This is a genomic window from Neobacillus paridis (assembly GCF_016765675.1).
In the GTDB taxonomy this organism is placed as follows: Bacteria; Bacillota; Bacilli; order Bacillales; family Cytobacillaceae; genus Neobacillus; species Neobacillus paridis.
In genome coordinates, this window is sequence record NZ_JAESWB010000233.1 from 17,035 (window position 1) to 33,248 (window position 16,214).

Below are 16,214 nucleotides of genomic sequence, written 5' to 3' on the forward strand. Positions count from 1 at the left end.
AGCTTTTAAAGCTGTAGCAGACAAGTGTTTTTTTACACACCGTCATTTTTACAAAGGAAAAAGGCCTTAATCTCTCCAAATAAACTGCGATTAAATAAAATAGCAGATTAATCGGGGAGAAAAAGGCCTAAACATTTTCTCGGTACCACCCGGGTTTACAGCATCCTTGCGAATACTGCCTTATGAAGCGTTAAACATGGTCAAACGCTTCGTTTTGGTAACAGGTGTTTGACGTTCACACCTGATTAAACCTACTGAGTAAAAAAACCGTTCAGTTTAACACTCGGGGATGAGTCGGGAATAAGTTGTATTACTGGGCTTCCAGCAACCCCAGCTCTCTGGAAATACAATTTCTTATTCCACTGTTCCCGTCATCGATTTTTGCTTATGAAATTTTCATCCGTATTTAGCACCTTAACTTCTGTTGAAGGGGAAGGGTACTAAAAATTCCCTAAGAATGGTTAATTATATCCTCATGACTCCGCCGGTATTGGCAGAAGTTACAAGCTTGGAGTATTTTGCCAGCCAGCCTGTTTTAATTTTGGGCTCTGGTTTTACCCAATTGCGGCGTCTTTCGACAAGTTCCTCATCATCGACAAGTAGTTCAATCGAACGAGCCGTTAGGTCGATTAAAATTTTGTCGCCATTTTGCACTAAGGCGATTGGACCGCCTTCTGCAGCTTCCGGTGAAATGTGGCCGATGGAAATTCCGCGGCTTGCGCCGGAAAACCGTCCATCAGTAATCAAAGCAACCTCTTTATCGAGGCCACGGCCGGCAATGGCTGAAGTTGGAGCAAGCATTTCCGGCATTCCCGGTCCGCCCTTTGGTCCTTCGTAGCGGATAACGACTACATGACCCGGTTTGACAGTACCATTATTGATATTTTCCTGAGCTTCATCCTGTGAATCAAAGACGATGGCTTCACCCAAGAATGTTTTAATCGAAGGATCAACTGCCCCCACCTTGATGACGGCGCCGTCCGGTGCGATGTTTCCAAATAGAATCGAAAGGCCGCCAACAGGGCTGTATGGATGATCCTTCGGACGAATGACATTTTCGTTCAGGATTTTTGCATCCTTTACATTCTCTGCCAAAGTTTTTCCTGTAATGGTGATACAATTCTTATTTAAGGCACCTTCGACTTTGCAGAGTTCATTTAAAATTGCACTCACGCCGCCGGCACGATGGACATCATCCATCGAATAATCGGAAGCTGGCATGATTTTTGCCAAATAAGGAACCTTTTCGGCGATGCGATTAATCTCGCGTAAATCGTATTCGATTCCGGCTTCATGAGCAATCGCCAATGTATGAAGCACGGTATTGGTTGAACCGCCCATTGCCATATCGAGAGCAAAAGCATTGTCAAAGGCTTCTCTCGTCATGATGTCACGCGGACGAACATCCTTTTTAATTAATTCAATTAAGTATTTTGCGGCCTGTTTAATCAGGTCATATCTTTGTTCAGAGGTTGCAACAATTGTTCCGTTACCGGGAACAGTCATTCCTAAAACTTCCATTAAGCAGTTCATCGAGTTTGCCGTAAACATTCCTGAACATGAGCCACAGGTAGGACAGGCACTTGTTTCAATTTCAAATAATTCCTGCTGTGTCATTGTTCCATTGTGGTAGGCTCCTACCCCTTCAAATACGGAGGTAAGCGAAAGCTGTCGGCCTGATGAACTCACCCCTGCTTCCATTGGTCCGCCGGAAACAAAAACGGATGGGACATTAGTTCTCGCGGCTGCCATTAACATTCCTGGAGTGATTTTGTCACAGTTTGGAATGTAAAAAACACCATCAAACCAGTGAGCATTAATAACAGTTTCAGCACTGTCGGCAATCAACTCGCGGCTCGGCAGTGAGTATCTCATGCCAATATGCCCCATGGCGATCCCATCATCAACACCGATCGTATTAAATTCGAATGGGATACCGCCGGCCTCGCGGATGGCTTCCTTAACAATTTCACCGAAATGATTAAGATGTTTATGCCCGGGGATAATTTCAATAAACGAGTTGCAGACACCGATAAACGGTTTATCCAAATCACTCGTTTTGACTCCGGTAGCGTATAAAAGACTGCGGTGGGGAGCCCGGTCAACCCCTTTTTTAATCATATCGCTGCGCATCTATAAGCGCCTCCTCTTACATACTGCGGAACGGTTTTAATTGAGCTGAACAAGCCGTCCGTTTTCGTGGTTACGATTGCGAATCCTTATTATATTGATTTTTCTGAAAATATGGATTAAGAGAAGTTCTTAAAGTTTTTTTCAAAGGATAAACGCTTTAAACGATTAAAGACTCATTTTAAAAGAAACGCCTGACTCTATCCGGTTGGTCATGTGGATATAAATAGGCGCTGTTACTGTGAAGTCTTTATTTTCGATAATCATACATCCAAATGTTGACCCGGTCAATACAAAAATCAGACAATTCAAATTAGTAAAAATCATTGATAGCGTTTACAAACTTGATGTAATAGGAAAAGTTTATAGTTATAAAAATTATGAAAATTTTTTATAGAGGGAAAATAGGGGGAGGCTTGAAAGAGGGGGGATCATTATAGAGGGGATAATAGTAAGAGGGCATTTTCTGAAGCCAAAGCTTTTACTTTCTCAGTAGCTGCTTTCGTCGATACTGTTCCCCCTTACTTGATCCCTTTCCCCAAAAACTAGAGTAAGCTCTAGGTTGGATTAGGCATTGAGTTTCTGTTCTGTTTTAACAAGTTCTGCATATCCGTAGCTGCCGTGTTCGCTTAAGTCAAGACCGATCATTTCTTCTTCCTCTGTCACTCGCAGCCCGTTCATGACTGCTTTCATAATTGAAAGCAGAATAAAGGAAATGATGAAAGCAAATGTACCGCATACCAGAACACCCATTGCTTGAACGCCAAGCTGGTGCAAACCGCCGCCATAAAATAATCCTGGCTGACCGACCGTGGCTAATTCTTTTGTGGCAAAGAAGCCGGTGGATAAGGTGCCCCAAATTCCAGCAGTTCCGTGAACGGAAAGGGCGGAAATCGGATCATCAACTTTTATTTTTTCGAAGAATCGGATACTGTAAAATACGAGAATCCCGGCAATAAAGCCTATTACGGCGGCTGCCCAAGTTTCGACAAAAGCGCAGGAAGCAGTGATTGCTACTAAGCCGGCGAGTGCCCCGTTCAGCATCATCGGGACATCGGCTTTTCCTAGTACAATCCAAGAGATGAGCATAGCTGCGATTGTACCGGCAGCTGCTGCCAAGTTCGTGTTGACGGCAACAAAGCCAAAGAATCCTTTATCCACCGATAATGTGCTGCCGGCGTTAAACCCAAACCAGCCGACCCATAATAATAAGACACTTAAAGCTGTAAACACTTGATTATGACCAGCAAGATTATTGGCTGAACCATCTTTATTGAACTTTCCAATTCGCGGTTTTAGGATAATGGTGGCGGCCAAGGCTGCCATTGCTCCAGTAAGATGTACCACAGTTGAACCGGCGAAATCCTGTTTTCCATGCTCGGCTAACCAGCCGCCTCCCCAGATCCAGTGGGCAATTGGAGGATAGACAATTAAGGAAAATAGTACGGAAAAAATGAGATAAACACTTAATTTGGCTCTTTCAGCAAATCCGCCAAATGCGATAGTTAACGAAATTCCAGCAAAGGCCAGTTGGAATAAAAAGAAAACAGCTCCTGACAGCGACATGCCGTCTATATCATACCCTGAGTAAAAAAAGTTAGAAAAACCAAGTAACGAATTTCCTCTGCCGAAGATTAAACCATATCCTGCAGCCCAAAAGATAACAGATCCAATGGAAAAAGTAAGTATTGTTTTGCCTGCAATATGACCGGCGTTTTTCATCCTGGTTGACCCTGTTTCTAACAGAATAAAGCCTCCAATCATTAGAATGACAAGGACTGCCCCCAGCATTACCCACATGCTGTTGATTAAAAACAATGTATTCATTAATTTCTCCTCCTTGTGTAGATGTCAATTATGATCTTATTTTTACACTTATGTAAGTATATATTCCATAAATATGTTAGATAATCTAACGCAAATTTTTAGAGAGAAAGCTGTTTGTGGGTTAAGAAAAATAAAAAAAGCCGTTTTTCATTTTGAAAACGGGCCATTCCGTATACCAAACTGGGCATTTAATTGTCCTTGAATCATTTTTCTTTTTACTTCTTTATTAAGGTTATTTTGAGCGCGGATCATTTCTTTTCTAATCTCATGTGTTTGCACGCCGTCTTCTATTTTATTGGCAATTTCCATGAGTAACTCAACATCTGCAAAAGAATATTTTCGGCTTCCTCCAGGTGTACGCTCAGGAAAAATCAGCTTGCGTTCCTCGTAATAACGAATCTGCCGTTCGGATAGTCCGGTTAGTTCACTAACAATTCCAATGGTAATTACCTTTTTATCCTTATAAGTTGTTTCGTCTGCCATTTGGTCACTGTCACCTCGCATGTTTCATTAACTTTTGTTATATTTTCTTACATTATATAATAATATCGAACTAAATTATCTGATTATAAAGAAAAGTCCTTTTTATCATAGTTCTCTTTTTATAGAAGGTTAACTAAAAATTACAGCTTTGTCTTGACTTTTGTCAGATAATCTGCCAAGGAGAAATTGTGATGGTTTTCGCAAAAGGGAGAAAATCTTACAAAAAAAAGAGAACCGGTATGCATTCCCGATTCTCGTGTGTTTTAATTTGATCTTATATTTCTGAGTTATCCTTTGTAGTCAATTCGATCCCTGGTAAGCGACCAGCCGGTCTTCAGACCAATGATAAACCAGGCCAAGGCCAGCCCGCCAAGCGCAAAAATGCTGTCGCCAATGATTCGCAGCCAGACAAACGTCGCAACGATATCCCGCGACATAAAGGTAGCTGAACGGGCGTACCACATGCCATGCTGAACACTAGCCCAAGTCTGCATTAAGCCAATTGGCAAAAGACTTAACAGGACCATCAGGATCAAGCCGATGTTAATTGCCCAGAAGGCGAATTTCAGCAGACCTGTCTTCCACTCTTTTCTGACGGTTAAACCACGTAAGCAGAAGAGCATTAACCCGATTCCCAGCATCCCATATACACCGAAAAGAGCGGTATGTCCGTGAACGGGCGTTGTATTGAGCCCTTGCATGTAATAAAGCGCAATCGGCGGGTTGATAAAAAAGCCAAACAACCCTGCTCCGACTAAATTCCAGACGGCAACGGAAATAAAAAAGGAAATCGGCCATTTATATTGTGTTACCCATGGCTTGGCCCGGCTCCGAGTTACATTTTCATAAGCTTCAAAGCCAATTAATACGAGCGGCACAACTTCAAGTGCACTGAACGAGGCTCCAAATGCCAGGACTCCAACCGGGGTTCCGCTAAAGTACAAATGGTGGAAGGTCCCGATGATTCCGCCAAATAAAAAAATGATCGTTGAGAACAGGACCGAAGTTGTTGCTGTTCGAAGCCCGAGCAGCCCCATTCTGGTAAAAAGAAAGGCCATGACGACAGTGGCAAATACTTCAAAGAAACCCTCCACCCAAAGGTGTACTACCCACCAGCGCCAATATTCAGCAATCGCCAGGTTAGAATGCTGTCCCCATAATAACGCCGGAATATAGAAAACCGGAATGGCTGTAGAAGCAATTAAAAACAAAGCCAGCAGGTGTTTGCTTTCCTTTAGATTTTTAAATGCCGGCCACATCGCCCGAACCATCAAGAATAACCAGAGGAATAGTCCGACGGTTAAGAATAACTGCCAAAATCTCCCTGTGTCCGTATACTCGTACCCCTGATGTCCGAACCAGAAGTTTGTGGTATGACCTAGTTTCTGCTGAACGGCAAACCATTGACCGATCATCGAACCGGCGACAATTATCAGCAGGCAGACAAATAGGAAGTTAACGCCAAAACGCTGAAATTTTGGTTCATAGCCGGAAACAGCCGGTGCCATAAACAACCCCGTTGCCAGCCAGGCGGTGGCAATCCACAGAATTCCTATTTGAGTGTGCCACGATCTGGCTAATGAATATGGAAGCCACCTATCCAACGGGATTCCGTAAAATCCGCTGCCTTCGACTTGATAATGTCCGGTGATGGCTCCCAGCAATACTTGGACAAGCCAAAGCAGCGCAACCACCCAAAAGTATTTTTGCGTTGCTTTCATCGAAGGGGTCGGTGATAAGGCGAGCAGCGGATCCTTTTCTGGATAAGTCTCATCAATTTCATGATGTTTCTGGGCTGCATAGTACCATGCTAACCCACCGATACCGGCCAGCAGTAAAACAAAACTGACGACTGACCAAACAACCATTTCACCTGTCGGCTTGTTATCAATTAATGCTTCATTTGGCCAGTTGTTTGTGTAGGTTACGGTATCGCCCGGCCTGTTGGTTTCAGTAGCCCAGGTTGTCCACCATATATAGCTGATAAAAGCAGCCAGGCGATTGTCGTCCTTAATGACATTTTTCGGCATCGCATATGCTTCACGCAGCTTATCTAATCTGGGATCATCAGAGAAAAGCGCGGCATAGTGCTTGCTGACATTTCTAATCGCTTCCGCCCGAATCGGGGATAAGGTAATCTCCCTAGTTTGCTCATTAAAAGTGTTTGGACGGATCGCCTTTTTTAGCCGCGCCTTAAGTGCGGCCTGTTTCTCTTCATCAAGATCAGAATATTTTTTTCCAAAGTCAGCCTGTGCCCAGTGATTTAACAGCCACATCGCCTCTCGATGGAGAAAATCAGCATTCCAATCCGGGGCAACATAGGCGCCGTGTCCCCAAATACTGCCCAATTCCTGACCGCCGATCGACTGCCAGACATTCTGTCCAACCTGAATATCTTTTTTTGTGTACAGAATTGTTCCGTCCGATACGACCACTCTGTCGGGAATTGGCGGCATGGTGTTATGAAGCCGCCCGCCATAATAACCTAGAACAGCGAAAGAAGCTATAAAGACAATTGCAAGGCTAAGCCATAGCCGTGTATATCGCATGAATACACCTCCAGTTACCATCTTATTGGATTCCTGTGGCGTGTGTCAGGAAATCCTAACCAATATATTTCCCGCCCCAAATGAAAAAATTCATTATTTTGGTAATTACCAACTGAATAATAATTTGAGGCAAGATCTTTGGGAGAAAAGGTATATTTTAGAACAATTGAATTATGGTAAAAAACCTTTTTCTGCAAATTTACAAGAATACCTGGATTTAATGTTTTAACTTGGTAATGAAGAAAATGATTGAATAATTTCTTAAATAAAGGTATAATCTTGTATATTCTAAATATTATCAACATTTTAATAAATTGTTTTATTTAAAAAGTAACAGGAGGATAAAAATGAAGAAAACGAGATTAGTTATCACACTGGTAGTTGTGGCTTTCGTCCTAATGCTTTCTGCCTGTGGAACAAGTGAGACTGGCGGGACAAGTAAAACCGGTAAAACAAATGAGGGAGGCGGCGAAAAGAAAACGCTGCGTGTTGTAACAGATGCAGCTTACGCACCATTCGAATATCAGGATAAAGGGGAAGTGGTCGGATTTGATATTGATTTTGTCAAAGCGGTGGCAAAGGAAGCTGGTTACGATGTAAAGATTGAACACGTAGGCTGGGATCCAATCTTTGTTGAAATTAAAGGGAAAACGGCTGACTTTGCTGTTTCAGCGATTACGATTAACAAAGAGAGAAAGCAAACGTATGATTTTACCGTTCCATATTTCTTATCCAAAAATGAAATCCTAGTGCCAAAAGGCAGCTCGATCAAAAGTGCACAAGACTTGAAAGGGAAAGTAGTTGCCGTACAAAATGGAACGACAGGTCAAGAGGTAACGGAAAAAATATTAGGTAAAAACAGCAAGGATCTTAAAAAATTTGAAAATAACAATCTCGCAATCTTAGAGATGAAAAATGGCGGTGCTGATGCAGTTGTAGCTGATAATGGCGTCGTTGATACGTATGTGAAAAATAATCCTAAAGATAATTTCGTTGTGATCGAGGATGATGGAGCATTCGAAAAAGAATTCTACGGGCTGCTCTTGCCAAAAGGCAGCGAGTTGAAAGCGGATTTGGATAAAGCGATTAATAAAGTGTTTGAAAATGGCACATACGCCGAAATATATAAGAAATGGTTTAATAAAGAAGCGGATATTCAAATTTTAAAAGACCAGCAATAGTTAAAAAATTGCGTAACTTCTCATCAGACAGTTACGCAATTTTTACATAACAGGTGACAACCGTCAGGGGGGTTGATAGATGGATTTCAGATGGGACCTTATAGCAGAATATGCCCCTTTTTTTCTAAAGGGAACATTATTAACAATTGGACTTTCAATCGTAAGTATTTTAATCGGAACTGTCCTCGGCCTGTTAATCGGCCTGGGAAAGATGATGAAAAGGAAGCTTTTGGCTCTGCCTTTCAAATGGTATATTAATTTTTTTCGCGGCACGCCATTAATGGTGCAAATACTGTTAGTCCATTTTGGCCTTGTCCCGCTATTTCTCGGGACAACCAATGCCATAGTAGCCGCCATTCTAGCTCTTTCTCTTAATTCGGCTGCCTATATTGCGGAAATTTTTCGAGCGGGGATTCAATCGATTGACAAAGGCCAGGTAGAAGCCGCCCGTTCTCTAGGTATGACGCATGTTCAAGCGATGAGATATGTCATTTTGCCACAGGCATTTAAGCGGATGATCCCGCCGCTTGGCAATGAGTTTGTTGTCTTAATTAAGGACTCTTCACTTGCCGCCCTGATAGCCGCACCAGAGTTGATGTATTGGGGACGGGCAATGCAGGGGCAATATATGCGGGCATGGGAGCCGTACTTGACTTCCGCCGCCATTTACCTAGTGTTGACGCTTTCTTTAAGTTTTCTTTTATCGCGTCTTGAAAGGAGGCTGGCAACGGAATGATCGAAGTCAAACAGTTGAAAAAAATATTCGGAACAAACGAGGTTCTCAAAGAAATCAATGTGACCGTCAAACCCCAGGAGGTAGTAGTGGTAATTGGACCTTCTGGTTCCGGGAAATCTACTTTTCTCCGCTGTATTAACATGTTAGAAACGATTACGGCCGGTCATGTTTTGATTGAAGGAATTGATATTACTGACAAAAAAACCGATATCAATAAGGTTCGGACCGAAGTGGGAATGGTGTTTCAGCAATTTAATTTATTCCCCCATAAAACAGTGATTGAAAATATTATGCTGGCGCCAGTCAAAGTTCGAAAAGTGCCGGCTGAGAAGGCACGGGCCAAAGGCTTGGAACTGTTGCGCAAAGTAGGTTTGGAGAGCAAGGCGGAAGTATACCCCGATTCTTTATCAGGCGGTCAGAAACAGCGGGTGGCTATCGCCAGAGCTTTGGCGATGGAGCCGAAAATCATGCTGTTTGATGAGCCGACTTCGGCGCTTGACCCGGAAATGGTCGGCGAGGTTCTTGAGGTCATGAAACAGCTGGCTAAAGAAGGGATGACCATGGTCGTCGTGACCCATGAAATGGGCTTTGCCCGCGAGGTAGGCGATCGGGTGCTGTTCATGGATGGGGGCATCATTGTCGAAGAAGGGGAGCCGAAGGAGCTATTCGAAAATCCGAAGGAAGAACGAACCAAATCATTTTTAAGTAAAGTATTGTAATCGGAGACTGCTATCATGGCAGTCTCTTATTTTTTTAAAACAATATGGACAACTCTTTGGCGCTATCGTTTTAAATTAATGAGGCAATATCGGCACCTTTAACACGAATTCTTTGATAAAATGAAAAAGAGGACATAAAACGTTTGTCTTGTTCGAATAGTATTTAGAATAAATATGTCACTTTTCCATATGAATGATATAGATTGCAAGCAATTGGAGGGAAAGAAATGACGTTAGAGCAGCAATTAATCCAGAAAACTTACTATAAAATGTTCATCAATGAACATGAAAATATCGATCCGGCCCGCGTCCTGGGAGAGGTTTTTCAGGAAGAGGCGAAAAAGGATGTTCCGGACTTGTCGAATATCCGCTTTGCCCAGGGAGAGGTATATTTTCATTATAAAGATTACGAGACGGCGATTTTTAAATGGGAGAACATTATCAACGAGCTGGAACCATGGGCGAAAAAAAACATTGCCGATGCCTATTTTGAGTTAGGGATGGCGCCGACCGCAGAAGATATTTATACATCCATTCAATCCGATAATCCGACACTTAATACTGAAGTGGCACTGAAATTATTTGCACTGTACATCGACCGCGGCAAGCTGGATGCCGCCGTTTCGACGATCAAAAAGGCGATTTTAGCGAATCCGGATTATCCCAATGTCACATCTAGGGCCCGTGCTTTTTTTGAAGAGCAGCAGGATTGGGAAAATGCTGTAGAACTCGCGGTTAATGAAGCGAAACGAACGGAGTCGCTGGAATGGTTTGATATTCTCTGTGGTTATGTGAAAAATGGGAAAACCCAAGTTATTGCTCCAAGTTATTTTTCCCATGCCCTGGCACTGCTCTTTTACCGCGACAAGGATAAGTTTGAACAACTGGTGACGGCGTTTTTGGATAGCTGCCGACAGGAGGATACTTATTTTTCTTGGCTAAATGAAGTCAATCATCTGTTATTAAATCTCGACTTGAAGCGTGAGGATCATTGGAAGGTGCTGTCAGCGCTTTATAAAGATGCCTATTTACGCTTGATTAGCGGCAGGTATTTTATCAAGGAAATTAACGGACTTCTTCCCGACCTGTTAACAAATTGGCTTCGGTTGGCGGATCATGAGCATATCGTTATCGCGGCGGCAGCTGTATTATCATGGAATGAAATGTTTCCGGGCAGCCTTAGTGTGTCCATTGTGAAAGAGTCAGAGGAACTAATCAGTAAGCTTGAATTTGAATCGGATGAATTGGAAGAGTGCCTTACACTATTTCAATCTATCATAAAATGGGCGGACACCTATGATATGGGAGAGAATAACCGGGTAAAATGGATCGTCCAGCAATTGCTTGATTTTCAAACCTATCACATGCTGGTGACAGGTCTTTCCGGCAGTGGAAAATCAACTTTTATCAACACGCTGTTGGGTGAGGATTTGCAGGACAGTCCGACTTCTATGGCGATCATGTTTAAATATGCTGATGAACTGGAAATAAGTGAAGTAACCGATGCCTCGATTACACCGCTTGCTGGATTTACCGATTTCCAAGAACGAATGGATCGGCTCCGGAATGCCTCGGAATCAATCATTGAGTTTTGCCAGCCCAACGGATTTTTGCGCCAAAATAGCATTGCGATTATGGATACCGCGGGATTAAAAGGCGGTGGTCATCAGGACCGTGATGAGATTTTGAAAAATTTCCATGTTGCCGATACGATTTTGTATGTCCTTGATGCCAATACCGCATTTGCAGATAAAGAACAAGCAGCATTGCTGCAAATCCAGGAGTTGGTGCCAGACATTCCAATTCACTTTCTATTGAGTAAATTGGATACAATTGCGGATGAAAATGATGCGCTGCGCATCTATCGAGAAACAGAGGCTGCGATTCATTCATTCCTGCCTGATGCCAAGGTATTTGTCTCGTCAATTCGCTATGACCGTAAGCAGGAACAGGAGGACTTGCAAGCTTTTATCAAGTCTATTAAAAATACAAGAAATATGAAGGATAAACGTCTGGCAAAACTTTTATTCTATATCCGGATGTTGCTTTCCGGATTTTTGCAGAAGCGGATTGATGTTGAGAACCAATTAGTTGAGGCCGTGCGCTGGAATGAAGACATGCATTCGAAACTCAATGGTGCGGTCAATCAATTGGTTGATCTGGTCGCCAATAAAACGGAAACGCTGGCAAAGTCCTATCGTGAGATTAAGAACACGATTGAGAAGGAAATTGCTGATACCGTTCCGAAAATGTTGCGGGAGTGTTCCGGATTGATCAAGGAGAATAGTGATTTTACGAGAATTCATTTGGATTTGAATGACGAGATGAACCATAAACTGCAGCAGTTTTTAGGAGAGCAAATGATGCCTAAATATTTCCGTTTGCTTCAGGATTGGATTGAGACCAGTAAGATCGAGTTTGCACAAAGTCAGAAGTTCCTCAATGAGCTTGCGGAGGGCTTTAATAATATGTTTGGAGAAGAACGGTTAACGCTTTCGTGTGATTTTAAAGTACTGGATGATTGGCGTCGTGATACCGAGCGGATGACAAGCGGCTTCCGGCTTGAAAAAGTTAATATTCTTCTGCGTCGGACACCGTCACAGCTTTTACTAAAGAGTGCGGGCAAGCTATTTGGAGCGTTGGCGCAAAATAAAGCGATGCTTTACAATAAATTTAAAGCTTTTGTCGAAAATGAAGAGTATTTGGATGTTGCCGCGACAGTGGGACAACAGTTTTTCCAACCGTTTGAGCTGTTTGAAAAATCACTTGAGCGCGATGTCAGCATGTTTTTTAAAGGTCCGTTGGCGATTTTGAATGATACTGTCGAAGAGGTCCATTCGGAAATTCAGACGAACCGGGAACTGCTTGACCAAATGAATACGAATCCGGAGATGTTCCGCGACCCGCTGACACTGTTCGAAGTACGCCTGCGCCAGTTTGAATGGATGACCGTAGCGGGGAAAGGGTTAATGAAAGTTTAATGAACATTTTAAGGAAAAACAGAGTCTACTAGTGCACATGGAAGGCTTCAATGAACAGAAGCCGAGGAAAGTATGTTCAGAAAGTGCACATGGAAGGCTTCAATGAACAGAAACCAAGGAAAGTATGTTCAGAAAGTGCACATGGGGGACTTCAATGAACAGAAGCCGAGGAAAGTATGTTCAGAAAGTGCACATGGAAGGCTTCAATGAACAGAAACCAAGGAAAGTATGTTCAGAAAGTGCACATGGGGGACTTCAATGAACAGAAACCAAGGAAAGTATGTTCAGAAAGTGCACATGGGGTGCTTCAATGAACAGAAGCCGAGGAAAGTATGTTCAGAAAGTGCACATGGAAGGCTTCAATGAACAGAAACCAAGGAAAGTATGTTCAGAAAGTGCACATGGGGGACTTCAATGAACAGAAGCCGAGGAAAGTATGTTCAGAAAGTGCACATGGAAGGCTTCAATGAACAGAAACCAAGGAAAGTATGTTCAGAAAGTGCACATGGGGGACTTCAATGAACAGAAACCAAGGAAAGTATGTTCCGAAAGTGCACATGGGGGGTCTCAATGAACAGAAACCAAGGAAAGTATGTTCCGAAAGTGCACATAGGGGGTCTCAATGAACAGAAACCAAGGAAAGTATGTTCCGAAAGTGCACATAGGGGACTTCAATGAACAGGAGACAAAGAAATCATGCTCAGTTCGCGTCATAGAGAGCATCAATGAGTATCGTGCACATAGGAAATTTTAAAAAAAGGGGGATTCCTTGTATGCAATTGCTTTTTTGGCCGTGTATGCTAATTTCTTTGATCCTGGCCATAACAGCTTTAAGTCTAACAAAAGCTAACTTATTCTTCGTTTCCGCCATCCTGATCCTGCCCATGTCACTATACTTGGCAGCTACACCACGATTCCATATATGGGGGCTAATATTCCCGCTGTTTTATATCGGGGCGGCAATCATATTAAAAAAGAATCTACACTGGCTCGCGGTTTTATTATCCCTTCCCAATTTCATGCTAATCGCCTGGCTAGGCTATGTTGTGATAACCCAGTAAATATATTAAATCCTGAAAAGGTCCATAAAAACAAGAGCCGCCCTAGAAAAGGAGCGGTTCTTGTTTTCTAGTACCCTTTTGAATAATCAACAAGATTGACAGAAGGCTTTTGCCCGGAAAGGTAGTTTTTCAAATTGGGGATTAATATATTTTCCACCACCCGCTGGTCGTAATGTTCGGTGGAACCGGCTGTATGCGGCGTGATGATGACGTTGTCCATCTCCCAGAGCGGACTGTCGGCATTCAGTGGTTCCGTTTCGAACACATCCAACCCGGCACCAGCAATGGTTCCTTCCTGTAGAGCCTGTACCAATGCATCTTCGATCACAATCTGACCACGGCCAATATTAATAAAATAGGTGCTAGGTTTCATCTGCTTAAATTGTTCTGCACCAAATAAATGATGCGTTTCCTTTGTATGCGGCAAAGTGACAACAACATAATCACACTGTGGCAGCACAAGATGTAGCTGGCTGGCGGTATACATTTTATCGACAAACTCAGCTGGTCTATCCGAGTTTCTCACTCCTAGTACTTTCATTCCGAAGGCTTTGGCAATTTTAGCCGTTTCGCTTCCGATTGCCCCCACGCCAATAATGCCAATTGTCTTTTCATGGATTTCTTGTTTCATCTGAGCATGATGCCATACTTTTTCCTGCTGATTTTTGACATATGTATGAATTTTCCGGGTTAACCCGAGTATCATGGCAAAAATGGTTTCCGAGATTGGATATGCATGAACGCCATTGGCGCTTGTTAAAAAAATATTTGCCGCTGCTAATTTTTTCAGCGGTAATGAATCGACTCCGGCACTCCAGGTTTGCAGCCACTTCAGCTTTGAGTCTTGGCCTAAGCAGTATTCATCAAGCCGTCTTTTCCAGCCGGCAATGACTTCCGCATCCTTTACATGCTCTTGCCAAACGGTTTGCTCCTTTGAAGCAATCAGTTCCCATCCGGGAATCAGCTCTTTAACTTGATCAAGTAAGTTTTGTGACAGGTTATGGGTAATGACTAATTTTCGGTTATTCATCCAATAACACCTCCAGATGGCTTGAGTTTGTTTATTTTAATCATAACGGATTTTTGCAGAGAGAGGATATTAAATTATCCGAGTTGATTCTGCAAATTTCCGGATTTTTCACCCCATGAATTTATTCTATTATTTGAAAAACAAAAAAGAACGCTGCGTATTTGTCACAGGCGAGGCCTCCAGACTGGTGGAGCCGTCATCAGGAATATCCTCTCAAACGGTGGAATGGCAGTTCTTTTTTACCAGTTAGAGGGGCGGGGGACACAATTTTGCTTTTCTTTTTAATTTTAATAGTAAAAATATTCAAAAACTTCTGTTACAATAGAAGGGAAAGCGTTTCCATTAGAAAGAGAGGATTATAGCGATGAACCATCCCTACTTAAATGAAGACCATGAAATTTTCCGCAAATCGCTACGAAAGTTTTTGGAAAAAGAAGCATACCCCTTTTATGAACAATGGGAAGAGGATCGGATAATACCGCGCTCCTTTTGGACAAAAATGGGCGAGCAGGGTTTTCTCTGTCCGAATATTGAGGAGAAATACGGTGGCAGCGGGGCTGACTGGGGTTTTTCAGTTGTTATTAACGAAGAATTAGAAAAGGTTGGAACAGGCCTTATCGGAATTGGACTCCATAATGATATTGTTGTTCCGTACATCAACTCTTATGGTACTGAAGAGCAAAAGCAACGCTGGCTGCCAAAGTGTGCCACCGGAGATATCATCACGGCAATTGCGATGACCGAGCCGGGCACAGGCTCGGATCTAGCCAATATTAAAACAACGGCTAAGCTTGATGGAGACCATTATATTGTCAACGGACAAAAAACATTCATAACGAACGGGATACAATCTGACTTGGTTGTTGTCGCGGTCAAAACAGACCCGACCGCGGTGCCAAAGCATAAAGGAGTCAGCCTGCTCGTCATTGAGCGCGGAACAACTGGATTTTCGAGAGGGCGAAAGCTGAATAAGGTCGGTCTTCACTCTCAAGACACAGCGGAATTGATCTTTGAGGACTGTCGTGTACCGAAAGAGAACCTTCTGGGTGAAGAAGGGAAGGGATTCCTGTATTTAATGGAAAAATTACAGCAGGAACGGCTGCTTGTAGCCATTGGGGCGCAAACGGCCTCAGAAGTGATGCTGCAAATGACGATTGATTATGTCAAAAGTCGGGAAGCGTTTGGAAAGCCAATCAGCTCATTCCAAAATACCCAGTTTAAGATTGTTGAAATGGCGACAGAAATTCAAATGAGTCGTACCTTCCTTGACCAGTTAATTGCTGAACATATTGAAGGGCATGATGTAGTAACAAAAGTATCGATGGCAAAATGGAAGCTGACAGAGAATGCCAGAAAAATTGCTGTGGAATGCATGCAGCTTCACGGAGGATACGGCTATATGGAAGAATACGAGATTGCCAGACGATTCCGCGACATCCCCGTTGCTGGCATTTATGCCGGCACAAATGAAATTATGAAGACGATCATTGCAAAAAATTTAGGGTTATAGAAAGCGA

Annotated in this window: 10 protein-coding genes; 5 read left to right on the forward strand and 5 right to left on the reverse strand. The window is 42.9% G+C overall.

What is annotated here, in order from left to right; translation table 11 throughout:
- Nucleotides 1–465: 465 nt before the first annotated feature.
- The 4 genes from ilvD to JK635_RS15685 all read right to left on the reverse strand — a co-directional run bounded on the left by ilvD (nt 466) and on the right by JK635_RS15685 (nt 6,989).
- Nucleotides 466–2,133: a dihydroxy-acid dehydratase gene (gene ilvD / locus JK635_RS15670; protein ID WP_202654900.1), complete on the reverse strand. Its 1,668-nt coding sequence runs from the start codon at nt 2,131–2,133 to the stop codon at nt 466–468.
- Nucleotides 2,134–2,697: 564 nt separating this feature from the next.
- The gene (locus JK635_RS15675) at nt 2,698–3,957 is read right to left on the reverse strand and encodes an ammonium transporter (RefSeq protein WP_202654901.1); all 1,260 of its coding nucleotides are present in this window, start codon (nt 3,955–3,957) and stop codon (nt 2,698–2,700) included.
- 147 nt (nt 3,958–4,104) lie between these two features.
- Nucleotides 4,105–4,440, reverse strand: coding sequence for a MerR family transcriptional regulator (locus tag JK635_RS15680; protein ID WP_202654902.1), 336 nt, complete (start codon nt 4,438–4,440; stop codon nt 4,105–4,107).
- Nucleotides 4,441–4,727: 287 nt separating this feature from the next.
- Complete coding sequence (locus JK635_RS15685) at nt 4,728–6,989, reverse strand: nitric-oxide reductase large subunit (protein WP_202654903.1); 2,262 nt, start codon at nt 6,987–6,989, stop codon at nt 4,728–4,730.
- A gap of 347 nt (nt 6,990–7,336) precedes the next feature.
- Between JK635_RS15685 and JK635_RS15690 the strand changes: the two genes are divergently transcribed.
- From JK635_RS15690 to JK635_RS15705, 4 genes are all read left to right on the forward strand, one after another.
- Nucleotides 7,337–8,170 carry a basic amino acid ABC transporter substrate-binding protein gene (locus tag JK635_RS15690; protein WP_202654904.1) on the forward strand — a complete coding sequence of 278 codons (834 nt, stop codon included), beginning with the start codon at nt 7,337–7,339 and terminating at the stop codon, nt 8,168–8,170.
- A gap of 79 nt (nt 8,171–8,249) precedes the next feature.
- Complete coding sequence (locus JK635_RS15695; protein ID WP_202654905.1) at nt 8,250–8,906, forward strand: amino acid ABC transporter permease; 657 nt, start codon at nt 8,250–8,252, stop codon at nt 8,904–8,906.
- Complete coding sequence (locus tag JK635_RS15700) at nt 8,903–9,625, forward strand: amino acid ABC transporter ATP-binding protein (RefSeq protein ID WP_202654906.1); 723 nt, start codon at nt 8,903–8,905, stop codon at nt 9,623–9,625. The genes JK635_RS15695 and JK635_RS15700 overlap by 4 nt, the downstream gene beginning before the upstream one ends.
- 227 nt (nt 9,626–9,852) lie before the next feature.
- Complete coding sequence (locus JK635_RS15705) at nt 9,853–12,606, forward strand: dynamin family protein (RefSeq protein WP_202654907.1); 2,754 nt, start codon at nt 9,853–9,855, stop codon at nt 12,604–12,606.
- Between the two features lie 1,128 nt (nt 12,607–13,734).
- Here JK635_RS15705 and JK635_RS15710 read toward each other — a convergent pair.
- Nucleotides 13,735–14,697 (reverse strand): D-2-hydroxyacid dehydrogenase, encoded by a 963-nt coding sequence (locus tag JK635_RS15710; protein WP_202654908.1) that lies wholly within the window; start codon nt 14,695–14,697, stop codon nt 13,735–13,737.
- 364 nt (nt 14,698–15,061) lie between these two features.
- Here JK635_RS15710 and JK635_RS15715 point away from each other — a divergent pair, with 364 nt between their 5' ends.
- On the forward strand, nt 15,062–16,207 hold the full coding sequence (locus JK635_RS15715; RefSeq protein ID WP_202654909.1) for an acyl-CoA dehydrogenase family protein: 1,146 nt from the start codon (nt 15,062–15,064) through the stop codon (nt 16,205–16,207).
- Nucleotides 16,208–16,214: the final 7 nt, after the last annotated feature.

Bases quoted from the DNA above. Each gene is read 5' to 3' on its own strand.
- ilvD (WP_202654900.1), bottom strand. From the start codon at position 2,133: ATGCGCAGCGATATGATTAAAAAAGGGGTTGACCGGGCTCCCCACCGC.
- JK635_RS15675 (WP_202654901.1), bottom strand. From the start codon at position 3,957: ATGAATACATTGTTTTTAATCAACAGCATGTGGGTAATGCTGGGGGCA.
- JK635_RS15680 (WP_202654902.1), bottom strand. From the start codon at position 4,440: ATGGCAGACGAAACAACTTATAAGGATAAAAAGGTAATTACCATTGGA.
- JK635_RS15685 (WP_202654903.1), bottom strand. From the start codon at position 6,989: ATGCGATATACACGGCTATGGCTTAGCCTTGCAATTGTCTTTATAGCT.
- JK635_RS15690 (WP_202654904.1), top strand. From the start codon at position 7,337: ATGAAGAAAACGAGATTAGTTATCACACTGGTAGTTGTGGCTTTCGTC.
- JK635_RS15695 (WP_202654905.1), top strand. From the start codon at position 8,250: ATGGATTTCAGATGGGACCTTATAGCAGAATATGCCCCTTTTTTTCTA.
- JK635_RS15700 (WP_202654906.1), top strand. From the start codon at position 8,903: ATGATCGAAGTCAAACAGTTGAAAAAAATATTCGGAACAAACGAGGTT.
- JK635_RS15705 (WP_202654907.1), top strand. From the start codon at position 9,853: ATGACGTTAGAGCAGCAATTAATCCAGAAAACTTACTATAAAATGTTC.
- JK635_RS15710 (WP_202654908.1), bottom strand. From the start codon at position 14,697: ATGAATAACCGAAAATTAGTCATTACCCATAACCTGTCACAAAACTTA.
- JK635_RS15715 (WP_202654909.1), top strand. From the start codon at position 15,062: ATGAACCATCCCTACTTAAATGAAGACCATGAAATTTTCCGCAAATCG.